This window comes from Streptomyces sp. NBC_00691 (genome assembly GCF_036226665.1).
In the GTDB taxonomy this organism is placed as follows: Bacteria; Actinomycetota; Actinomycetes; order Streptomycetales; family Streptomycetaceae; genus Streptomyces.
Genome location: NZ_CP109007.1, coordinates 6,178,456 through 6,199,448 on the forward strand (window position 1 = coordinate 6,178,456; position 20,993 = coordinate 6,199,448).

Genomic DNA, 20,993 nt, shown 5'->3' on the forward strand with positions numbered 1-20,993 from the left:
CGAACGCCTGCGGGCCTGAGGCGCCTTCTTTGAGCGTCAGAGGCTCGGGATCACTCGAAGGGGCCGAACAGCCAGTTGCCGCGCGCTGCGGGGTCATTGCTCGTCCAGTACTCCAGCGATGCGGCCCGGACCTCGTCATGGCTGATTACACCGTTTCCGTCGCGGTCCATTCTCGCGAAGCCGGCGGCGAGTTCGTCGGCGGTGAGAGGGAACAGCGATCCGTACAGCTTGGCGTACTCGTCCTTGTCGATGACCTGGTCGTCATTGCTGTCGGCCACGGCATACCAGCACTGGGCGACCTTCCCGATGTCGGAGAGAAACGCCGTGGGTTCAGTGTCGAGGGCGGAGGTGATCGCGGACGTGAATCCCTCGCCGGTGAGGGTTCCGTCGGCGGCCGACCTGTGCACGAGATAGCGGTCCCAGAACGTGGTGAACGATGCCTCAAGATCCTCGATCTTCGCGGCGGGAGTTCCCGGGAACGTCGCCGCCTGGAGATGCGCCAGGCCGGCGAAGTAGGACCGGTCGACCGGGGCGGACTTGTCCTCACCCTGGAACAGGGCGAAAGCCCTCTTCAGCTTGCGGTCCAGGACGTCAGGCATAAGGTTTCTCCTTCGACGTGAGTACACGGGGTAGCTGGTTTCGGTTGCCCCAGTGGCTCTGGGCTCCGGCTTACCGGTGGCAGAGATCAGCGGCGAACGCAGGAAGGACCGTGTCCTGACGAGGTGGCACTGGCATGCGGCGCCATGGTGGCAGCGCGATCGTCGGCACCTGGACTGTGGACCTCTCTCCCTACAAGTCAGTTGAGGCGCGTGCTGAATAGCGAAGACAGCCGACCGCCGCGTCTCAAGATCGGCAGATGTACCGTCACATTCCAGCGCTTCAATACGCCACCCAGGGACTCAACGAGCATCACTTCGGGTGATATCCGCGCTTCCTGTGCATGAACGGAGGAAGAGCGGCCCAGGGAGGGCTACAGAAAGCACCGGGAGAGACCTCTGTCAGTTGGGCCTGGGGTGAAGCGACCGGGGCGTCCTCGTGGTGTCTGGGCGGCCAAGAGGACTCCCGGAGACACTGCTGTCGTCGCGACGAACTTGGCGACCGAAACCAACGGTGCCCAAGTGCCTAGCCTCGGGCTTTCACGTGGCTGAGGGCGGAGGCGAATGGCCCCTGCCCCAGTTCAGCTCAACATGCTGAACTTGACAGAGAAGCCTTCGCTGACCAGGGCCGTGTATGCGGCGGTGACGAGCTGGAACCGGGAGCGCTCGCCCCAGGCCAGGGCCCGCTCGGACCCCTCCAGTGGAGGCATGTCGAACCGCTCGGCCCACTCGACGGCCGCGGCCTGTTCCTCCGCGCGGCGGGCGGCGAGCCACTGGTCCTTCGCGACGGTGTCGGCGTCGCGGGCGGCCTTCCAGCAGTCGGTGCACTCCCGGCCGGCGAGCCAGCGGGCGAACCCCGCCCGGCGGTCGGCCGCCCGGTCGGAGAGGTTGTGCATTACCTCGTGTCCACAGCTGTGGATCACGGTCCAGACGGTCTTGACCCCCGGGGAATTCCGGTTGCTGGCAGTTACGTTCGAGGTCGGGCTGCTGGTCTGGGGCTTCAAATCCTGTGCCTTTCGTCGGCGGTTGGGGTGGTGGCCTGTGTCGCTGCGGAGGGTCGTGCATCAGATGCACGATCGGGCGGCGGACGGAGGTGGTCCGGGGTGCTCGGCGGTGGTCTCGGGGGACGCTTCCGCCTTCTGCGTCGTCTCAGCGTGTCCTGCGGATGGCGTCGGTGGCCGCCGAGGCGATGGCGGCGGGAGCGCTGGAGGGCTTGGGCAGGTGCAGCAAGGTGGTACCCGGCAGGTGCAGGGACTTGGCGGTGAGGGTGAGTTGGAGTACGGCGCAGCCGGCGGTCGTGAGCCGCTTGACGCGGGTGACGGCCGCAGCGGTTTCGTCGCTGCGGTACTGGGCGTCGGTGACGATCACGAGGAGGCGGCCGGCGCCGGGGAGGCTGAGTGCGAGGCCGTGGTCGAGTGCGTCGATGGCATCGCCGAGGTTGTGGGCGCCGCCGTTGGCCTCGAACGTCGTCACGCGCTCCGGTGCCCGGTGGGTGGGCCGGGTCAATGCGGTCAGGTGCCTGTCGTAGGCGATGGTGGTGGTAAGGGACTCGGGGTCGGTCAGCGCTGCTGCGCGTGCCACGATCCAGGCAGCGGACGCGACGGGCGCACAGGCGGCACGCATGGAACCGGAGACGTCCACCGCGATCCCCACCCGCAGCGGCGGGGTGGGGGAGTTCCGGCGGCGGGTGTGCGTGAACGGCTCCGCGGTGGGGACCGACCCGGCCGCGCGCTGAGCGTCACGGGCGAGGGCCGCGCGCATGTTGAGGCGGCCGGGCGGGGTCGGGCTGGTGGTCCGCTCCTCGGTCCGCTCGCGGTAGGCGGCGGCACGCAGGGCGCGGCTCAGGCGCGAGGCGGCACTCTGCTCGGCTGCGGTGGGCCGGCGGGTACCGGTGACCGGGTTGCTGCGGGGCTCCGGTGTGCCGTCGGGGCTGACGGTGCCGCGGGCGCTGAAGACCGACTTGGCGGTGGCGGCGGCTTGGCGTCGCTGGCCGGTCCGCTGGGCGCGGTCCTGGGCCCGCGCCTTGGACTGTGCGGCCATGGCGTTGTTCGCTGCTGCCTGTTTCGCGAGGTCGGCGGCGTCGGTGGCTGCCGTGCAGTCCATGACGACCCCCACGGCGCCGGACAGCAGATCGGTGAGGTTCTCCGGCACGGGCAGGGCGGGAGCCGCGACGTCCAGAGCGTCACACCACTCCTGGGCGTGCCCGAGCATGGTCGTGGCGTCGTGGTCGGCGCACTGGTGGGCTGCGGTCCAGATGCGGGTGAGTGTGGTCAGCAGGTCTGCGCCCAGAACCTTTTCGCACAGATCGGCGACGGCCTTGGTCTCGCCGGCGTCCAGGATGCCGACGTCGCGGCGGCCGAGGATCAGGGCCGCCACGGAGGCAGCGTGCTCGATGCCCTGGAGGGTGGGGTGGGCGATGTCGGGCATGACCAGGGTTCGGGCACTGGTGCGCAAGTACGTGCGGTCGGTGGGCCGCCTGGTCAGGTGTGCGCCTTCGGCGCGGCTCTCCTCCAGCAGGAACGCGGCCTCGACGACACGGGGGGCGGCTCCGGCAGGCGGTGTCCAGACGGAGTGGGCCGCGTGGGCGGCCTCGTGTACGAACACTCCCCAGGCGGCGGGATACCGCTCCTCGTCGCCCACGATCCGCGGATGGATCTCGTGGGCCTGGAGCGGGGCGAACAGGCCGGCGTCGAACTCGACCTCGCCCAACGTGGGGAAGAACGCGGCCGGTGCCCCGCTGCGCGTGCCGGGGCGGCAGGTGACGAGGAGGTCCTGGCGGCCGGAGAGGGCGACCAGCCGGTCTCCGAGCTCGGCTCCCACGCGCAGCCACGCGTCCGGGGAGGAACGCGGCTGCGCGGGCGGGGCGCCGTCGTCGTCCCATCGCGCGAGGTCAGCTTCGTCGTTCGGTGTCGTGGCGGGGTACTGGACGTGGTGGTGGGCGCTCATCGCGAGCGGCCCCGGTGCGCGGAGACGGTGCTGCCCGGAGGCTTTCGGGCGGCTGAGGCGGGAAGCTGCTTGCCGAGGGTGAGGGGCGCGATCTTCTTGACGCCGACAGCCTTGATGACGGCGTCGGCGACAGCGTCGCGATCCTCCAGAGGAGCGATGCCGACCAGGTTCGCGAGCGCGGCGTTGGTGCCGAGGACGGCCTCGGTCTTCTGGTAGCTGAGCAGTTCCCGCAGTTGGGGGGCCCAGCCCAGCTCGCCGAGGTCGACCTGGCGGGAGAGGTGTCGGGCGACCCGGACCACCCGGGCATCGATCTTCAAGGCCAGGGCGAGGTCATAGTCCGTGCCGATCTGGATCTGCACGCTGAACCGGGACGACAGCGCCTCCGTCAGAACCGCACCGTGGACGCCGGGATTGTGGCCCGCCACCACGTAGAAGCCCGGCTCGGCCTTGATGGTCTCGCCCTTGTGGGCCTTGACCTGGATCTGCCTGCGCCCGTCCATCGCGGGATACAGCGCCGCCAACACCTTCGGCGAGATCAGAGTGGCATCGTCGATCAGCAGGGCGCGGCCCTCGGTCATCGCGGTGACCAGCGGACCGTACTGGAAGACGTAACCTCCGCCGTCGGCCTGCGTGTACTCGCCGATCAAGTCGCCGACCGTGGTGTCGCCGTCACCGGCGACGGTCAGCAGGTCCGGGAACGCCGCCTCCACCAGCGACGTCTTGCCGGTGCCCGGAGGACCGTAGAGCAGCACCGGCACATCGGCGTCACGCAGGCGATTCAGCGCCTCGACGTCGGGCAGATCGGCCAGCTCCCGGGGATGGTAGAGCTGGCCCCCCGCGCGGCGGATCGGGCCGGTCTGCCTGGGCGTGGCTGCGGCGGGAGTGGTCGTGCGGGCCGTGGCCGCCTGGGCGCGGGGGGCGTGGGTGCCCGGTGGGCTGATCACAGCGGTCTGCGCGGCTGCGGCGGTCTTCGCGTTCGCACGGAACTCCGGCTGCCCCGTCCCGCTTTGGTCGGCCTCGCCGCGTCGCACCAGGGTCAAGGAGGCGTTGCGGACGGCGCCGTGGGAGTGGCCCAGCTGCCGGGCCATGTCCCCGATGGTGAGCTTGTCCGCCGGCCGGTCGGCCAGCAGTCGGGCCACCTTGGCCCGTAGTTCGCCGCCCTTGGTCCGTGCTGGACTGGTAGGCGTTCCGGGTGTCGTCAAAACGAGGGTCCTTCAACAGGTACGGGAGCGGGCGGGGTTGGCGATGCGCCGGAGGGGCTGGCCGCTGGCGGAGCGGATCATGGAATGTGCCGACATCGGCGACCGGGCCAGCCGGGGCGTATGTCGGCGCTCACCGGCCGACCGGGGGCTCGGTGCAGGTGTAGGGGATGGCCGGCGACGAGCAGCTCGCTGGCTGCCGAGCAGACCCGTGCGCCTGCTCCGTACCGGGTTCCGTCGCGTGGCAGGCGCAGCCTGGTGCCTCTTCGAAGCCGTCTTGGAGCAGGATCCGCCGGGCGGCGGCGTTGTAGCCGGTGGTGGTGATCTCACCGGTGATGCTGTGCCGGATCGGCATGAACGGCTCGGCTGGTGATTCGGGCAAGGCGGGAGTCCTATCGGCGGTGGCGGGGACGCGGTGGGGTGGAGGTGCGGCGGTGCCGGCCCGGCCGGCGGCGGGGGCCGAGCACGGGCCGGGAGAGTGCGAAGACGGTGGTGGCGATGGCGGCGCCGGCGGCGGGGAGCGCGGACAGTCCGAGGAGGTGGTCGGCGAGGGTGCCGGCGAGGACGGTGCCCGCGGCCTGGCCGGTGCCGACGGCGAGGATCAGCCACGAGTACGCCTCGGTGGTCCGCGAGGCGGGGGCGAGGGCATCGATCGTCTCGAAGCCGCAGGTGATGACCATGGTGAGGAAGAGCCCCGGTAGAGCGGCGGTGACGATCGCCGCGTGCGGGCCCGGCTGGGTCAGCAGTGCCAGCCACCCGACTGTGAACAGGGCTGCTGTGCAGCTGAGTTGGGTGGCGGGCGCGGCGCGACGGACGAGGCGTGCGAAGAGCAGTCCGCCGAGGAACGATCCGGTGGAGAACGCGGCGGGCAGTACGCCGGTCAGCCAGGCGGCTTGATTGGTTTCGGCGGTGGCCGCAGCCCAGACTCCCAGCCCACCCAAGGACACCCCGAGTGCAGCGAGCCCCATGCACAGCAGCACCATGCCGCCGCTCACGAGCCGGTGTCGTTTCGTCGGCCGGGCGGACTCGACCGCTTCCTCTCGGTGGGGGCGCCAGGTGCGCGAGGGCGCGGAGGTGAGGACGGTGGCGGTGCCGACGAGTACGAGCGCGGAGGCCGCGGTCAGCGCGGCGTCGGCTCCGAACGTGGTGGCGAGCCAGGTGGCCAGGAGCGGGCCGGCGACATACATCAAGCCCTGGGCGCCGGTGTCGAGGGCCTGGATGACCTTTCGCTGCCCCGGGTCGGTCACGACGCTCGGCCACAGTGACCTCAGACCGGATTCCAGTGGCGGGGCGGAGAGGCCGGCGAGCGCGACAGCAGCTCCGATCAGCCACGTGCTGCCGCCTGGACCGATGACGGGCAGGGCGAGCAGGCTGCTGCTGGAAACGATGGCGGCGGGCGCGCTCACACGGGTCTGCCCATGCCGGTCCATGAGCCTGCCCTTCACCGGCTGGGTGACGCTGGCGGTCAGCCCGTAGATGGCGGCAAGTGCGCTGGCCGTCGCCAGGGACCCTCCGCCGCCCGTGACCCACAGGACCAGGGAGACGGCGACCATGCCGCTCGGCATCCGGCCGGTCAGGGTGCCGGCGAGCAGGCGCAGGACGTGGCGCGTGCCGAGAACGGCCCGGTAGGTCACGGGCGGTGAGGCGAGGGGGCGTTCGGCCAAGAGCAAGGAGGGCGGAGACTTTCCGGGAGGTGGCCGAGGCTCGCCCGCGGCCTCGTGCTGGAATCAGAGGCGGCGCGGGACGCGGGGCGGGGCGGCCTGGGCAGGCGGAGGCGGCGGGGTGGACCGCACGGCGGGCGGGGGTATGAGGTGCCGTGGCTGCGGGGTGCGGTGCGGCGGCAGGACGGCGATCGTGTCCTGGAAGGCGATGAGCGCATGGCGGAGCTGCCGGTCCAGGACGTCGGTCTGGACCATGAGCCCCCGCAACCGCACCGACAGATCCCGACCGGTGACGGTCTCGGTGGCGAGCGCGAAGTCGGCGCATTCGGCCAGGAGGTCGGAGAGCTGGGAGAGGTGGCGGGGGCCGGCGCCGTCGCTCACGACGTAGTCGAGAACCTCGGCGATCTCCTGGCTCTGCGTGGCGCCGGCGATTTGCTCGATGAGGTCGGCCAACGGCGGAACCTTCCCCGCTCGGCGGGGAAACCTTCCGCGGGGGTGCAGCACGCCGGGCTGAATGGCCGCAGGCAGGTCGGCCTGCGCCTGGTCGAGCGTGTCGTAGCGGCCCAGGACGCGCATCGTGGCGCTGTCGACGTCTCCGGCGACGACGAGTACGCAGTCCTCGGTGGGCTGGTCGAGGTCAGGGACCTCGACGACGGTGATCTGCCGACCAGCCGCGTCGTACCTGCTCTCGTACAGGTACATCATGTGGCGTCGGCGGACATCGTGCGCGTGGGCGGTCCACCGTGCCTCTTCGGCAGCGGGCAGTTCGGGTCCGGGAGGCGGCGGGCCCTCCTGTACGGCGAGGTCGCGCAGGAACCGTGCCCGGTCGGCCCAGGTGACGTGGCACTGCCGCGAGGTCGACCGGTCGGCGATCGACTGCTCGGAGAGGTGGCGGGCATGGTCTGCGGCGGCTTCGAGGTCGTCCACGAGCAGGTTCCACCCGGCTACGTGCCGGGCGGATGGCTGGAACTCCAGGGCGGTACGGGCCCGGTCGATGAGAAGGACCGTATGGGGCAGGAGCGCGGCGAACTCCATCTCCTGTTCCCGGTGTTGTTCCGCCACGATCGCTCGCTCCATGGCGACGTGCTCGGGCCACCCGGTGCTCGCCCGCACACGAGCGACCGCGTCGTCGCCGCGCGCCTGGATGGAAGCGAACCGTTTGGCGTAGGCCGCCAGAGCGTCGAGCGCCGCACGGACCGCGGGCGAGCCGGACTCGCCAGAGTTGTTGCGAGGTTGCGTCACCGGCGTCTCACCGTGAGCTCCGCCAGGGCAGGCGCCGGTGCCGGAGCCAGCGTTCGGCTCCCGGCGCGGTGCCCTCGTTCGAGGGGCGGCGGCACGCTGGCGAGGGCACGCAGGGAGAGGTCGACGAGCTCGTCGCCGCCTTCCACGAGCCACCAGCCGAGCGGGTTGGGGTGCGCCGTGACAGGCTTCGGCCCGGTCGCATCGGTCGGCGCCGTGACGATGACCTCCACCCGGTGGAGGAAGTCCGCTTCGTACCCGGTGGGGGCGCCCAGGGTCCGGATCGCCGCTATGACGAGCGGCGCGGAGGCGGTGAACCGGACGTAGGCATCGACGAGGTCGGCCGGGGCGGGGTCGGGGATGGTACCGGCCTCGTAGGTCTCCCGTGCCCAGGTGAGATCGTCCGACAGATCGGCGGCGTGCGCCTGCAGGACCGAGCGGGTGTAGGGCGGGAGGAGCCCGGTGCGGATGACGTGGGCGGCGGCCGAGGCGGTCGGCTGCACCGTCACGCCGGGTGGGGCGGTGGCATTCGTCGGGCCCGGGACATGGCCGGGCCGGAGGGCTCCGACGTGGTAAGTGTCGAGGTGGGGGTCCTTGACGACGGCGAGTTCCGTTCCGTCGTCGCGCTTCAGAATGGCGGCCTGCCGTACCCGGTCGGCCGCCAGAGTCTGGGCGATGGGCCCGGTGCTCCACAGGCCGCCGGCGAGGTCCTCCTGCCAGACACGGAGCGAGTAGTTCTCGACCCTCGCGGTCCACTGTTCGGGCAGGTGCTCGGCCACGTCGAGCGCGATGTCCCCGATGTACCGCTCGCTGCTGGGCGTGAGCTGCAGACCGAGAGTCCGCTCGGCGACGGCGCCGAGGGTGATCAGGGCCTGGCGGGCATGGGCGAGATCGGACAGTGGCAAGACCATGTCGCCGGAGTCGTTCTTATCGAACCCGGACAGCTCCATGGCGGTGCGGGCCCACTGCCAGGCGTCACCGTCGACGAGGCCGACGATGCCATCGCGGTCGCTGGTGAACAGAGTGATCCGGGTGACGGAGCCCGCGGCTGGTTCACGGGAGTTCAGGTGCAGGGTCCTCTCGGTGTGGGTGCCCGGGCGGGCACGGTTCGGTGTGGAAGGCGGTGAGGTGGTCGATGCCGAGCTGGTAGAGCTGACGGTCGGCGATGTCGAGGAGGTCGGCGGCGCGCAAGTACCGCTCGGCGAGAACGGGCTGACCGTGCTCGCGGCACCAGCCCCCTGTGGTGCGCAGCGCGTCACGGAGGGCGAGGAGCGGGCTGGTCGCGGTGCCGGTCAAGGCGTCGACGATGACGTGGACCTCGGCGGCGCACCGCTCGTCGCCCAGGTGCTGTGTCCAGGCCCGGACGGACTCGGCGGGATCCGGCAGCGCGAGGGCGGCCAGGTAGCGGAGCGTCTGTGCACGGGCGCGGCGGCGTAGCTCCGTGCCGGCCGGAGTCTGGTCGGCGACGGTCACCGGCTTCGTCCCGGCTCACCAGGTGCTGCCGGTACGGGGAGATGGGCCTCGTACTCGCGTACTCGGGCGTGGCCGAGCCGGTGGATGAGGCTCTGCAACTTCGCCGGGACCTCGACGGCGGCCTGCTTCGTACGGCCTGCGGACGAGGTGACGTCGGGTGCGGCGCGCAGGCGAAGGGCGATGCGGTCGACCTCGGTTTCCACGACCCGTAGGACACCGCTGAGCTCGGCCAGACGCCGGGCGTCGCGGTCGTGAGCCGGGCCGGGGAGGCTCGAGACGGCAGTGGCGACGGTAAGGAGCACGTCGGCGGCGGGCCGCAGGAGACTGTCCTCGCCCTGGGCCAGAGCGGCCAGCGCGCGTCCCGCTTCGTGCGGCTGCTGGAGGTCCGGCCCGCCCGCAGCCCGAGCCTTCAGGGTCTGGGCCGCCGCTGCCACGGACGGCGGGACGTCCACACCGTCCGCCGACGGGACGGACACTGGCGCCAGAGCCGGGTCGAGGCGCACGGGGTAGCGGGCGGCGCGCAGCATCTCCGCGGCCCGGGAGGCGTGCTCCTTCTCCCACTCCACGCCCATGTCGAAGGGGAGACGGTGCCAGATGCCGCGCAACGTGTACTGCCTGACGAACCCCGCACGCGCGAGCAGCTCGGAGGCCAGGCTGTCCATCGGCCCCTCCGCCTCCACCTCGCCGCCCTGACCGCGGACGATCGTGATCAGGTCATCGGTCACCGGCCACGCCCCTGGCCCGAGACCGGGATGGAGCCCACCGGCCGTGAGGGTGCCGGCGCGGCCTGGGCGGAGACTGTCGGCCGGTACTGCGCCGAGCGGATTCCGGCGGCCTGCGCGATCCGGGAGCGGCGCTCCATCAGCCCGGCCCGGGGCTGGACACGGGGCGGACCGGCGCTCTGGGACGGGTCGAGGGTGTAGTCGGCGTAGACGTCGAAGCCCCGCTGGCGCAGGTCATGGACGGCTTGCCGCGCACGGCGCACTCCGTCGTACTCCGGCATGGCCAGCCGGTACAGCCCCGGCTGCTCGGGGACGGGCTCGAACTGCTCGGCGGTCAGGTACCAGTGCGCCAGATGAGGCGGTGTATGGGCGGTGGCGGAAGCGACGAACCCGTGGTCGGGGTGCCGGCCGAAGGTGAAGTGCTGGTTCAGGAGGACTCCTTGAAGAGAGCGGTCAGCGGCGTGGTGGTCGAGTGGCGGTCCGTGCAGGAGCTGCTGGCGGGGTGGGAGTGAGCTTGGGCAGATCGCGTGGCAGGGACATCGGCGGCGGAGTGCCGGGCACCCACAGCGCCATTGCCTCGCTGAAGTGGGTTCGGGGGTCGGTGTTCCAGGAGATGACCGGGCCGTGAGCGTCCATCTGGCGGCTGACGACCTCGCCGGTCAGCCGCTGGAGCAGGCCCGGGGGCGCTCCGTCGAGGAGGTCGGTTCCGATCTCCTCCCAGGCGAAGACGACGTCGTCCACCAGGTATCGGCTGAGGGCTTCGAGGTCCCGGCCGAAGCGGAAGCGGTAGGCGGCGAGGATCAGCGGCACCATGTTCGGAGGGCTGCTGTCGTACTGGAGGTGAACGCCGGTGTAGCCGCCGTCCGGGTCGGGGCGGGCGATGAAGGCAGGGGATCCCAAGAAGGCTCCAAGGGAGAAGGGACTACGGGGCGAGCCTGTGCTGGGGTGCGGAAGACACGGGCGGCAGGGGCGGGGCTGCCGCGCGAGGGTGGTGGCGCGACGGCGGAAGCGGGGAAAGGCCGGCTATGCGCTCGGGGACGACGTGGAGGTCTTCACCGAGCCGCCGTACTTGGACGGCAGCGTCGGCGAGGTCCTTCGCCAGGTAGAAAGCGTCGTCGTCCCCGTCGTCGCGGTCGTACGCGCGGGCCCGGTCGGCTGTGGCGTCGAGGAGTTCCGCGAGCCGGGTGAGCAGGCCGTCGGTGCCGTCGACGAGCTGGTGCAGCACCGCGGCGGCCTCCCGCACGTCCGTGCTCGCGAGGACGGCGTTGCTCAGGGCGTTCAGCAGGTTGCCGTAGGGGAACCGAGCGTCGGGCAGATCGGCGCGGTCGAGGCTCGAGCCGTGCACGCCGGCCGTCGCCGGACCGTGGTCGGCAGAGTCGGTTCGGGAAGGCAGGGAGCCTTCTGTCTGCAGCGGCATGGCCTGGGTTACCGCGCGCGGCCCGACGAGCGCGGGGCGGCGGGGTGCAGAGCCGCCCCGGTAGCGACCCGGCTCGCCTGGGGTGCGTTGGTGCGGCCCGTCGTGACCACGGCGGTGCCCGATACAGCTGCGGGATGCCGGTAGTTGAGCCCGATCCCGAGCCTGGCCAGCCGGTCGGCGAGGACCTGGATGCGTACGGCCGTGGCGACGGGCCCGGACTCGGAACGCAGGAGGAACGCACCCTGATTCGGGACGTACTGGAATCCGGTCAGGTACAGGGTGTCTCGGGCTTCAGCGGGGACGTGTCCGTACGGGGCGCCGAGGAGCCCGTCCTCGTAGCGGACGAGCGTGACCGCACTGGTCTCTGCCGGTGCCTGTCGGTGGGCCGGAGGGGCAGGCCGTTTTCGCGCTTGCTCGCGCACGGCCTCCGCGGCCCGGGCGTATCGGGGGAGGAGTCGGCGGGTGATCGCGGCGGCGGCGCGGACGGGATCAGCGCTGATCACTATCCCGTTCGGCTCGGGTGCGCCATGGAAGTGGTGCGGCAGGAAGCCGGGCGGCTCCAGCGCGGCGACGAGGAACTGCTGGGGTTTGAGGGGCCGGTCGATGATGTAGATCTCTTGTCCGGCCGGGCCGGTGAGGACCGCGTCGTGGCCGAGGACGAACTCGCTGACCGCCCAGTCGACGTGACCGTTGTCCCACAGCCGGTCAGCGGTCGGGAACTGATCGCTGTAGGAGGGGTGAAGGTGATACGCGCTTGTCCAGCCACCCGGGAGCCGATCTGCGATCTCCAGGGCGAAGGTTTCGAGTGGGGGTGAATTCCGCAGCATGGTCTCCGATATGTCGTGGGCGTGGCCAGTCGAGGTACGAGGCTGGGGCACCTACAGGTCCTCGTGGTCGCGGTCCCAGTCGGCGTCGTCGAGGGTGTCCTGCTGGTACTGGAAGACGGCTTCCTCCAGCGGGTGGAGGCTGGAGATTCCGGGGTGGGAGCGGAAGGCGTCGGTGCGCTCGTGGATGTACTGCTGGGTGTCCGCGGCGGCGGTGATGGTGCGGACGGTGTTCCGCGAGGAGATCAGGCCCCACTGCGTCATGTCCGTCGGGGTGGTGTGCTTCATCCACACCCAGATCCCGTTGCCGAGCTTGATGATGCTTTCGGGGTGGTACAGGCCGCCGGTCCTCTTGTTGCGGCGAGGGCTGCGGCGCTCGCCGAGGTCCCGCATCAGGCCCTGGGCGGCCTTCCTCAGGACGGCGCCCTCCAGGTCGTCGCGCTCGCGGATCCGGGCACACAGGTCGTCGAGGAAGTCGTCCTTGTGCATACGGCCGGCGTCGGTGGTGACGTGCTGGGCAGCTTCGAGGGCGAGCTGGCGCAGCTGGGGGTCGGAGGAGTACTTCACGGGAGGTCGCGGTCCTTCCAGACGGCGGCGATTTCGGCCAGGGCGGTTGCGGCGTGCTCGATCACTTCGCGGGTGACGGCGCGGCCGGGCGGGGCGAGTTCGGGGTCGTACTGGGCGAAGGTGCGGCTGCCGCGTATCTGAGCGAGGGCGGGGAGAACCTCGCAGAGCAGGTTGGTGGCAACCCGGCGCTGCCGCAGGTCCTCTTCGAGTCGGGCTTTCCGCTCCGCCCAGGCACCCTGGACGGTCAGTTCGCCCTCGACCACACGATCAGCGAGCTGAGGGTCCTCGACGCGCAAGCGGGCGAGCTGAGATTCTGCTGAATCTGCCTGGGCCTTGGCCTCACGGGCGGCCTTGTAGGCATCGTCCAGGGAGACCGCACCGGAGATCACACCGTCCACGAGGTCCGGTGCATGACGCAGCACGGTCCTGGCCTGTCCGATCCGCCCAATGGAGAGGCCGGTCTGTTCAGAAACTGAACGCGCGGTCTGTTCAGTCTCTGAACGCCCCGGATGTTCAGAAACTGAACATGCCGAGGCCGCGATCATCGCGAGCTGCCCCTTGGTCAGATGACGCCGACGGCTGTTGACAGACAGCACGTAGGCTCGGGCATCGTCTCCCTCGTACGTGATGTACGCGGGTTCGACACCGGCGATCTCGCAGGCGCGCAGACGGTTCTTGCCGTCAAGGATTCGGCCTGTGGCGTCCAAGACGACAGGCTGACGAAGGCCGTGCTCGCGGATGTCCTCCGCGAGGGCATGGAGCTCTTCCTCATCGAGCATGGGGAAGAGTGCGGTGGTCGGGTGTAGGTCGATGGTGTTGTCCTGTCGATGTGCAGTGCTGGTCGGTTGGGCACTCAGTGCATGCGGGCGTCGGTGTCGAAGAGCGACTTCTCTGTGGGGTGGAGGAGGTGCTGGACGACGAAGCTCCGGCCTGCGACGCGCCACAGGCCGCGTCCGCGGGTGAGTTGGGAGATGGCCTCGGTCTCGACGGCGGTGAGGCCGAGGAGGGTGGCGGCGGCCTGGATCTGGTCGGTTTCCTGGCGGTAGATGATGCGGGTGGAGCAGTCGGCCAGGAGTCCTTCGGCGAGGGCGCGGCCCTGTGATCCGGCGTCGCCCGCGGTGAGCAGGTCGGACAGCCGGTGGATGACCATGAGGTTGGCGATGCCGAGGCCGCGGCTCAGCTTCCACTGGGCCTGCATGCGCTGGAGGAGGCCGGGGTGGCGCATCAGCCTCCACGCCTCGTCGTAGACGATCCAGCGCCGGCCGCCGTCGGGGTCGGTGAGTGCTGCCTCCATCCACGCCGAGGCGCAGGTCATGGCCAGTACCAGCGCGGTGTCGTCGCCGGATCCCCCGAGCCGGGACAGGTCGATGGAGAGCATCGGGCTTGTCGGGTCGAAGGCCACCGTGGAGGGGGCGTCGAACATGCCGGCGAGGTCGCCGTGGACGAGGCGGCGCAGGGCGTGGGAGAGGTCGCGGGCAGCGTCGCCGAGGTGGCCGGAGACGGTGCCGGCTGCGGCGTCGAGGAGGTGGGGCTGGGCGAGGGTGTGGGCGATGTCGCCGAGCAGCGGCGCTCGGCCAGCGGCGGTGGCGGCCTGGACGACTCCGTCCAGAGCGATGTCGAGGGCGGTGTGCTCCATGGGGAGCAGGTCGCGGCCGAGGACGGTGCGGGCGAGGGAACCGAGCAGGAGCAAGCGGCGTTTGCGGACCTCGCCGGCCCAGCCCGCGTCCGAGATGGACGGAGGCTTCGGGGCGGCGTCAAGAGGGTTCAGCCGTCCCGGGAGCCCGGGGCCGAGGGCGATGGAAGTGCCGCCGAGCGCGGTGGCGACCGGCGTCCATTCGCCCTTCGGATCGCACGGGACGTAGACGCGGTAGCCGAAGGCGACCGAGCGGAGCGCGAAGGACTTCGCGAGGGCGGACTTGCCCTGGCCGATGACCCCGGCCAGAAGGATGTTCGGGTTGGTGAAGCCCTCGACTTTCCCGTACAGGGAGAAGGGGTCGAAGACGAAGGACCCTTCGGCGTGGACGTCGCGGCCGATGTAGATGCCCTCGGCGCCGAGGCCACCTTCGGCGAGGAAGGGGTAGGCGCCGCTCGCGGTGGCTGTGGTCATGCGGTGGGCGGGCAGGCGCAGGCGTTTGCCGCGGGCGGAGGCGGTGCCGGGGCGGCCGGCGGGAGCGTAGAGCGGCGCGGGCATCTCTGCCTCCGCCGCCGTGGCGCCGGTGGTCTCCACGGCGGCCTGCGCTTTGGCGCGGGCTTCGGCGAGCTGCTTGCGGGCTGCGCGCCGGGTGGTGCGGTCGGCGCCGTGCGGGGTGAACAGGGGGCTGGCCGAGGCGCGGCGAGCCCGTCGTCCGGGGCGGTGTCGGGACATGGCTGGGGGATCGTTTCTGCGCGAGGTGGCTCAGGCGGTGCCGTGGTCGGCCGGGGTGGTCTTGCGGCGGACGGCGTGGCCGGAGGCGAGGTGGCGCTGGCAGATGGTGAGGACGAGCGGGCCGTCGGGGAGCCGGTCGGGGGTGCAGGCGGGGGCGGCGGGCAGGGTGTGGAAGGCGTCGTGGAGGCTGGCGGTGGCCTGCCAGAGCCGCAGGTGCGCGGTGGCCAGATGCCGTCCTGACGTGGGGTGTTCGGGGCGCACAGTCTCGGCAAGCTGGTCGAGGAGCAGGTGCAGGCGGGTGACGTGCTCGTGCAGGTTGTCGAGGTGGCGCCGGTCGGCCGGGGTGCCCCGGCCGATGGACCGGGCGTGGTGGCGGATGCCGGCGGTCGCGGCCCGCAGGTACGGGTGGGCGTCCGTCGGGTCGGTCGTGGTGGTGGCCAAGAGGGTGGGGGTCTTTCTGCGGTGGCCTGGATGGATCAGGCGGCGGGGCCCTACTTCTCCTGGGCGGTGCGGGCGAGGGGGAGTGCGGCGAGGGCGAACGCGTCGGGCTGCTGGTAGTCGAGGCGGCGCAGGTCGACCTGGGCGGTGACGGCGGCGGTCTCGATCTGAGCGCAGGCGGCGTCCAGGGCCTGGTCGGTGTCGGCGGAGACGGTGAGCAGGCCGGTCATGGCGACGTCGGCGTGGCCGGCGATGAGCTGCCTCTCGCGTTCCTTGACGTCGCCGTACTCGACGACGTCGGCTTCGGAGTCGACCTGTCCGCGGCGGGCGCGCTCGTTGGCGTCGGCGATGATCGTCGCCTTGGTGCGCTGGACGTCGCGGATCGCAGACTCGAAGCCCTGGGGGACGTAGATGAGGGAGAAGGAGCGGCGCACCCCGGCGGTGAACAGCAGCTGGTGGAGGAAGCCCGCGAGGACTTCGGTCCGCGGCCAGTTCTCGACCCAGTAGGTGGTGTGGCGGGCCGTGTCGGTGATGAGCCGGTCGGGCTCCTCGACCTGGACGACGGGGCCAGCGGCGGCGGGGTCGGCTTCGGCGCGGCCGGTGTCCGACCACTGCTGCAGCGCGGCCAGGGCCTTGGGGTCGTAGGCGGTGCGGATGACGGCTGCGATCTCCCGCGCGTTCAGCCAGCCGTTCACGGTCAGACCGGCGGTGCGGGCGGCCTGGGTGAGGGAGGAGGTGGCCTGGCCGAGGACGGTGAAGGCTCCGGGCAGCCCGCCGCCGGCCTGGCTGATCAGGCGCTTGGCGGCCTTCAAGTCGAGGGAGATGGCCAGGTACGTTTCGTGCGGGGCGGCGGCCGGGCCGGCGGAGGCGACGAGATCGCTGTAGATCTGGCCGGCGAGCTGGGTGCCGGGCCGGCCGTGGGTGTTCCAGTGCCGGGTCAGGGTGTCGCCGGAGTCGGGGACGGTCCGCTCCAGGACCTGGACGGTGGCGACGTGCCCGGTGCGCGCGATCCCGGCCAGGGCCCGCCCCCACGCCTGGACGTGAGAGTTCTGGGTGGCGGGGTCCAGCAGGGCGAAGGCGCGGCTGGTCACCCGGGCGACCGCGGTGAGGGTCTGCTGGTGGGGATCGTGCAGAGCCGCTGCCTGGCCGTCGGCCGGGGTGACCACCTTGATCGAAGCGGCTGTTCCCGGCAGGTGAAGGGTTCCTTCGGCGCGGGGGCGGGACACCGGGCGGGCGAGCCACAGGGTCTGCCCGGTGCGGCGGCGCTGCGCGTAGCGGGCGACGATCGGCGCCCAGTCGATCAGGGACCGGCCCCGGCGGCGGACGGCGACGAGGGCGGCGACCGCCGCCCACAGCGGGGTGAGGATCAGGGCGCCGGGCAGGCCGGTGGTCACGACGGTGACCAGGAGCAGCGCGAGCGCTGCGGAGGTGAGGACGAGCTGGGGCAGCGAGAGGCCGAGCAGGATCCCGCGGCGGGACCTGGTCGGGAACTTCACCGTCATCGGGGTGATCGTGAGGTCAGACAAGGCAAGGGCTTTCCGAAGGAGGCGGCCCCCGGGACGGGACACAGCGTTCGTGTCCCGCCCCGGGAACCAGGGGAGTGTCGGGTGTCAGGAACCGGCGGGGGACTGCGGCGTCGTGAACGGGCTGCCGCCCGTGCCGGACTCGGAGCCCTGCGCGGCACCGACGACGCCGGCGCTCGGAGGCGCTCCGTCCTGCGTGCTGCGCGGTGTGGCACCCGCGGGAGGTCCGCCGGGGGCGCTGTTGCCGGCCCCGACGGAGTTGCCCGAGTCCTGGGCCACCGGGTTGGTCGGCATGGAGCTGACTGCCTCGTTCAGGCCGCTCTGGACCTTGTCCATGGCCGGTGATGCTCCGGTGCCGCCACCGCTTCCGGAGGGGCTGGAGGCGATGTCACCGGGGAAGGCGCCGGATCCTGCGGCCGGGCCCTGCGGCGATGCAGCTCCGGCCCCGGCGGCGGCGCCGCCGGTTCCCGCGGTGGCTGCTGCGGCTGCCGCCTTGCGGGTCGCGTTCTCGGCGTGCTGCTTGGCGAGCTGGGCACCAGCCCCGCCGGAGCGGTGCAGGGTCTCACCGTCGGTGGACTCCGCCGCCCAGTGCACGAACTTGAAGGTCGCGTAGGGGCAGAGCATCACCAAGAGCATGATGACGATGCCGGCCATGACGTCGGCGAGCGCGGCGATCCCGCCGTCCGCGTCGGTCTTGCCCATGGCGGAGATGCCGAGGAGGAAGACCACGGTCATCAACAGCTTGGAGACGATCAGGGTGGCGGTCGCCTCAATCCAGCCCCGCCGCCAGCGGCGGGCAGCCTCCCATCCGCCGCCCGCTCCGGCGAAGACCGCCAGGGTCACGAGCACGAGGATGCCGACCTTGCGGACCATCATGACGCACCAGTACATGACGGCGCCGACGGCGGCGCCGAGGGCTGCGAGGGCGGCCACCAGCCAGCCCAGCGGGGAGATCGCCGCGATCTGCGAGACCTTCACCATGCGGCGGACAGCATCGTCGATCGAGGTGCCGGCTGCCGCGAACAGCGAGTCGGACAGGGCGTCGACGACTTCGATCGCGACGGTGGTCAGGGCGATGGCGGCGAAGCAGAAGATCACGCCGCCGGCGGTGCCGGTGAACGCCTGGCCGAGTGCCTGTCCGTCGCGCTTCATCGCGGCCCGGACAAGCTGGGCGCAGAAGGTGGCGACGAGGATGGTCAGCCCGATCGGCAGCAGCATCTCGTAGTTGTCGCGGAACCATCCGGCGCCGAGGTCGATCTTGGTGGTGGTGTTGACGGCCTCGGCGGCCAGGTCGGCTGCTGCGGCGGCGAGTTCGCCGCAGGATTTGGCGATCCAGTTGCCGATGCCTTCGGTGATCGCCTTGCCCGGGTCGGAGACGAAGTCGATCGCGTCGGCCGCGTCGCAGAGCTTGCCCGCGACCGGAAGAGCGCAGAAGTCCACGACGGACTCCTCCTATCTGTTGCGGGTCAGGGGGCGGTGTTCGGCGCGATGGCGACCAGGGCGCAGTCGGCGCTAGGCCGGCACTGCACGGCGAGGGTGACCGAGCGGTCCTCGGCGCCGCCTCCGCCGTCCTTCCAGGCGATGGCCTGCTTGCCGGTGACGGTGACGGCGTAGATGTACGCCTCGGTCAGGGCGGCCGGGTTCTCGGCCAGGGCCTGCTTGAACGCCGAGGGGAAGACGGACTGGCTGACCGTCGCGGTGGCGTGCTGGCCATGGTCGTGCATCCGTGACCACAGCAGCGGGTCGGGTACCTGGGCCTGGATGGAGGTCCAGTCGGTGTACTTCGTCTCGGTCGTCATCCAGGCGTGCATGCCGGCGAGCTGCTGGTCGCGGGTGGTGGCCCGGGTGTCGTAGGACCAGAGCATCACCGCCGCGGCGCGGCCGTAGGCGAGGGGATCGGACAGGCGCGGCGGCGGGGAGACGGTACCCGTCGCAGCCTCCGCGACGGGTACGGGCGTGCCCGGACGGGCGGTCGGATTGCTGACGGACGGCTTGCCGGAGGGTGCCTTGCCTCGGCCGCCGCCGGTCGTGAGGTAGGCGGCAAAGCCGGCGCCGGCCAGGAGCAGGGCCAGGACCGCGGCGAGGACGGCGACGCGTCGGCCGGTGGACCAGTGGGCGGTGGCGGCGCGGACGCGTGGGCGGGAGCGCTTGCCCATCAGCGGACCTGCGTGCCGAGCGTGGAGAAGAACGCGATGATCCCGTTGGCGGCACCGAGACCGAGCGCGGCGCCCGCGGACACGAGGGCGCCCTTCTTCCCGTTGGCCTCGGCCTGGTGGCCACCGGTGTGGTGGCCCCAGGCCCACACGCCGAGGGAGACGGCGAGGGCGCCGACGACGGCGATGATCGCGGCCATGTTGATGGAGCTGACGACGTTGCGCAGCAGGTCCAGGCCCGGCAGGAAGCCGCCCTTCGGGGAGACGCCGGGGTCGTAGGCCAGGATCGTGACGCGGTCGGCTATCTGCTGGAGGTGAGCGAGGGTGGGGATGGTCGAACTCCTTGCGAGCGCAGGACAGATGGCCCAGCGGGAAAGAGGAAGAGGGGAAGGCACGCGGCGGCATGCGGCTCGCGGCGGCCGGGGGAAGCGGCCCGTGGCCCGGGAAGCGGGCGGGGAGCGCTAGGAGCTGAGGGCGGGGATGCGGCGGACGGCGAGGATCTGCCAGTCGGCGACCTTCTCGATCCGCACGGGGCGCCCGGTGCGCGGCGCGTTGATCACGAGACCCGCGCCCATGTACATCCCGACGTGCTCGGGAACGGCGGCGGTGCCGCGGGTGAAGAGCAGGTCACCGGGCTTGAGCGCGGTGACCGGGACCGGGACGCCCTCCTTGACCTGGGTGTACGTGGTGCGGGTGAGGGTGACGCCGGCCTTCGAGTAGGCGACCTGCATCAGGGAGCTGCAGTCGCAGCGGCCCATCGGATCCGGTCCGTGGGAGTCCTTGCAGGTACCGCCCCACTGGTACGGGGTGCCGAGCTGGTGCATCGCCCAGTCGATCGCCGTGCGGGCCTTCGGGGAGGCGTCTGCGGGAATCTTGTAGCCCGCGGGGACGGTGCCCTGGGGGATCTCGCCCCACTGCGTTCCGTCCTCACCGGGTCGGCAGCCGCCGCCCGCCGGGCCGCCCGGAGCCCCGGTTTCGCCTCCGCCCTGAGGGAGGGTCTTGACGATCGCCTCCTGCAGAGCACGGGCGAGCGACTCCCACTGGGCGTACGCGTCGGGATAGCCGGATATCTGGACGGCCTGGGCGGCCTGGGTGATCGTCATCTGCTGCCAGCCCGCGACCTTGAGGAGTCCCTCGTAGAAGCGGGTGGAGGCGTGGACGGGGTCGAGGATCTCTTCGGCGGTGCCCCAGCCCATGCTGGGCCGCTGCTGGAACAGGCCCAGGCTGTCGCGGTCGCCGTAGCGGAGGTTGCGCAGGCGGGATTCCTGTATCGCGGTCGCGAGGGCGACGACTTGGCCGCGCTCGGGGACCTTCATGGCGATCCCGGTGGCGATGATCGTCTTGGCGTGAGGGATCTGCTCGGCGGGTAGCTCCAGGCCCTTGATCTGGATGCCGGGGGTGGCGCCGGAGCCGCCGAGGATGCCTGCGACCTGCTGGGCGACGGCGTTGGCGTCGACCGAGTTGTCGACGCCGCACTGCGTGGCGCGGGAAGCGGAGCTGCTGGCGGCAGCCGCTGTGGCGGCTGCGCCGGCCAGGAGGAGCGGAGAGAGGACGACGACGCCGACGGCTGCGGCTATGCCCTTCAATCCGCTGAGCCTCCCGAGGGGGCGAGGGTTCTACGCAGGGTTGAAGGCAGGGGAGGGTACGGCTGTGTCACGAGTGGTCCTTGGGGTGAAGTCCGGCCGCGCTGGTCCGAGGTGAGAAGGGCGCGAGGGCCGGGATGAGGTGATCGGAGAGCCTGGGAGGAGTGGCCGCGGGGCGAGTTGCCTCTCGCCGGTCGGGCGTCCTCGGGGGCGTCGGGAGCGGGGTCAGGACAAGGCTGTGCCTCCAGAAGGGCAGGGGGAGGGGTGGCCGTTCGGCAGCTGGGGCC

General features: G+C 71.5%; 22 protein-coding genes and 1 pseudogene. All 23 read right to left on the reverse strand.

Annotated features, from left to right (window positions below; translation table 11 throughout):
• Window positions 1-50: 50 nt before the first annotated feature.
• Window positions 51-599, reverse strand: a complete 549-nt coding sequence (locus OG392_RS27855) for an EF-hand domain-containing protein (RefSeq protein WP_329283894.1) — start codon at window positions 597-599, stop codon at window positions 51-53.
• 608 nt (window positions 600-1,207) lie between these two features.
• Window positions 1,208-1,519: pseudogene (locus tag OG392_RS27860) on the reverse strand (hypothetical protein); the annotation flags it as partial.
• Between the two features lie 226 nt (window positions 1,520-1,745).
• Window positions 1,746-3,542: a hypothetical protein gene (locus tag OG392_RS27865; RefSeq protein ID WP_329283895.1), complete on the reverse strand. Its 1,797-nt coding sequence runs from the start codon at window positions 3,540-3,542 to the stop codon at window positions 1,746-1,748.
• The gene (locus OG392_RS27870) at window positions 3,539-4,681 is read right to left on the reverse strand and encodes an AAA family ATPase (protein ID WP_329287493.1); all 1,143 of its coding nucleotides are present in this window, start codon (window positions 4,679-4,681) and stop codon (window positions 3,539-3,541) included. Before OG392_RS27870 ends, OG392_RS27865 begins: the two co-directional genes overlap by 4 nt.
• A 193-nt stretch (window positions 4,682-4,874) precedes the next feature.
• Complete coding sequence (locus tag OG392_RS27875; RefSeq protein ID WP_329287495.1) at window positions 4,875-5,096, reverse strand: hypothetical protein; 222 nt, start codon at window positions 5,094-5,096, stop codon at window positions 4,875-4,877.
• A gap of 37 nt (window positions 5,097-5,133) precedes the next feature.
• Window positions 5,134-6,405 carry an MFS transporter gene (locus OG392_RS27880; RefSeq protein WP_329283896.1) on the reverse strand — a complete coding sequence of 424 codons (1,272 nt, stop codon included), beginning with the start codon at window positions 6,403-6,405 and terminating at the stop codon, window positions 5,134-5,136.
• Window positions 6,406-6,468: 63 nt separating this feature from the next.
• Window positions 6,469-7,644, reverse strand: a complete 1,176-nt coding sequence (locus OG392_RS27885) for a hypothetical protein (protein ID WP_329283897.1) — start codon at window positions 7,642-7,644, stop codon at window positions 6,469-6,471.
• Window positions 7,641-8,552, reverse strand: a complete 912-nt coding sequence (locus OG392_RS27890) for a hypothetical protein (RefSeq protein ID WP_329283898.1) — start codon at window positions 8,550-8,552, stop codon at window positions 7,641-7,643. The genes OG392_RS27885 and OG392_RS27890 overlap by 4 nt, the downstream gene beginning before the upstream one ends.
• Window positions 8,553-8,694: 142 nt before the next feature.
• On the reverse strand, window positions 8,695-9,114 hold the full coding sequence (locus OG392_RS27895; protein WP_329283899.1) for a hypothetical protein: 420 nt from the start codon (window positions 9,112-9,114) through the stop codon (window positions 8,695-8,697).
• Complete coding sequence (locus tag OG392_RS27900) at window positions 9,111-9,839, reverse strand: hypothetical protein (protein WP_329283900.1); 729 nt, start codon at window positions 9,837-9,839, stop codon at window positions 9,111-9,113. The genes OG392_RS27895 and OG392_RS27900 overlap by 4 nt, the downstream gene beginning before the upstream one ends.
• Window positions 9,836-10,117: a hypothetical protein gene (locus tag OG392_RS27905; RefSeq protein ID WP_329283901.1), complete on the reverse strand. Its 282-nt coding sequence runs from the start codon at window positions 10,115-10,117 to the stop codon at window positions 9,836-9,838. Before OG392_RS27905 ends, OG392_RS27900 begins: the two co-directional genes overlap by 4 nt.
• Window positions 10,118-10,289: 172 nt before the next feature.
• Window positions 10,290-10,736 (reverse strand): hypothetical protein, encoded by a 447-nt coding sequence (locus OG392_RS27910; RefSeq protein ID WP_329283902.1) that lies wholly within the window; start codon window positions 10,734-10,736, stop codon window positions 10,290-10,292.
• Window positions 10,737-10,758: 22 nt separating this feature from the next.
• Window positions 10,759-11,181 carry a hypothetical protein gene (locus OG392_RS27915; protein ID WP_329283903.1) on the reverse strand — a complete coding sequence of 141 codons (423 nt, stop codon included), beginning with the start codon at window positions 11,179-11,181 and terminating at the stop codon, window positions 10,759-10,761.
• 80 nt (window positions 11,182-11,261) lie between these two features.
• Window positions 11,262-12,131, reverse strand: a complete 870-nt coding sequence (locus OG392_RS27920; protein WP_329283904.1) for a hypothetical protein — start codon at window positions 12,129-12,131, stop codon at window positions 11,262-11,264.
• Window positions 12,132-12,644, reverse strand: coding sequence for a hypothetical protein (locus tag OG392_RS27925; RefSeq protein ID WP_329283905.1), 513 nt, complete (start codon window positions 12,642-12,644; stop codon window positions 12,132-12,134).
• Window positions 12,641-13,423 (reverse strand): ParB/RepB/Spo0J family partition protein, encoded by a 783-nt coding sequence (locus tag OG392_RS27930; RefSeq protein WP_329283906.1) that lies wholly within the window; start codon window positions 13,421-13,423, stop codon window positions 12,641-12,643. Before OG392_RS27930 ends, OG392_RS27925 begins: the two co-directional genes overlap by 4 nt.
• 74 nt (window positions 13,424-13,497) lie before the next feature.
• A complete protein-coding gene (locus OG392_RS27935; protein WP_329283907.1) occupies window positions 13,498-15,009 on the reverse strand; it encodes a VirB4 family type IV secretion system protein in 1,512 nt (503 codons plus the stop codon).
• A 30-nt stretch (window positions 15,010-15,039) separates the two neighbouring features.
• Window positions 15,040-15,450, reverse strand: coding sequence for a DUF6238 family protein (locus OG392_RS27940; RefSeq protein WP_329283908.1), 411 nt, complete (start codon window positions 15,448-15,450; stop codon window positions 15,040-15,042).
• A gap of 50 nt (window positions 15,451-15,500) precedes the next feature.
• Window positions 15,501-16,949: an SCO6880 family protein gene (locus OG392_RS27945; RefSeq protein ID WP_443054907.1), complete on the reverse strand. Its 1,449-nt coding sequence runs from the start codon at window positions 16,947-16,949 to the stop codon at window positions 15,501-15,503.
• A 108-nt stretch (window positions 16,950-17,057) separates the two neighbouring features.
• Window positions 17,058-18,410, reverse strand: a complete 1,353-nt coding sequence (locus OG392_RS27950; protein WP_329283910.1) for an SCO6881 family protein — start codon at window positions 18,408-18,410, stop codon at window positions 17,058-17,060.
• Between the two features lie 26 nt (window positions 18,411-18,436).
• Window positions 18,437-19,126, reverse strand: a complete 690-nt coding sequence (locus OG392_RS27955; RefSeq protein ID WP_329283911.1) for a hypothetical protein — start codon at window positions 19,124-19,126, stop codon at window positions 18,437-18,439.
• Window positions 19,126-19,428, reverse strand: a complete 303-nt coding sequence (locus tag OG392_RS27960) for a DUF6112 family protein (RefSeq protein ID WP_329287497.1) — start codon at window positions 19,426-19,428, stop codon at window positions 19,126-19,128. Before OG392_RS27960 ends, OG392_RS27955 begins: the two co-directional genes overlap by 1 nt.
• 156 nt (window positions 19,429-19,584) lie before the next feature.
• Window positions 19,585-20,709, reverse strand: coding sequence for a C40 family peptidase (locus OG392_RS27965; RefSeq protein ID WP_329283912.1), 1,125 nt, complete (start codon window positions 20,707-20,709; stop codon window positions 19,585-19,587).
• Window positions 20,710-20,993 lie beyond the last annotated feature (284 nt).

Excerpts from the sequence above, each read along its gene's own strand:
- OG392_RS27855 (WP_329283894.1), bottom strand. The coding sequence starts at position 599 with ATGCCTGACGTCCTGGACCGCAAGCTGAAGAGGGCTTTCGCCCTGTTC.
- OG392_RS27865 (WP_329283895.1), bottom strand. The coding sequence starts at position 3,542 with ATGAGCGCCCACCACCACGTCCAGTACCCCGCCACGACACCGAACGAC.
- OG392_RS27875 (WP_329287495.1), bottom strand. The coding sequence starts at position 5,096 with ATGCCGATCCGGCACAGCATCACCGGTGAGATCACCACCACCGGCTAC.
- OG392_RS27890 (WP_329283898.1), bottom strand. The coding sequence starts at position 8,552 with ATGGTCTTGCCACTGTCCGATCTCGCCCATGCCCGCCAGGCCCTGATC.
- OG392_RS27905 (WP_329283901.1), bottom strand. The coding sequence starts at position 10,117 with ATGCCGGAGTACGACGGAGTGCGCCGTGCGCGGCAAGCCGTCCATGAC.
- OG392_RS27930 (WP_329283906.1), bottom strand. The coding sequence starts at position 13,423 with ATGCTCGATGAGGAAGAGCTCCATGCCCTCGCGGAGGACATCCGCGAG.
- OG392_RS27935 (WP_329283907.1), bottom strand. The coding sequence starts at position 15,009 with ATGTCCCGACACCGCCCCGGACGACGGGCTCGCCGCGCCTCGGCCAGC.
- OG392_RS27945 (WP_443054907.1), bottom strand. The coding sequence starts at position 16,949 with ATGACGGTGAAGTTCCCGACCAGGTCCCGCCGCGGGATCCTGCTCGGC.
- OG392_RS27955 (WP_329283911.1), bottom strand. The coding sequence starts at position 19,126 with ATGGGCAAGCGCTCCCGCCCACGCGTCCGCGCCGCCACCGCCCACTGG.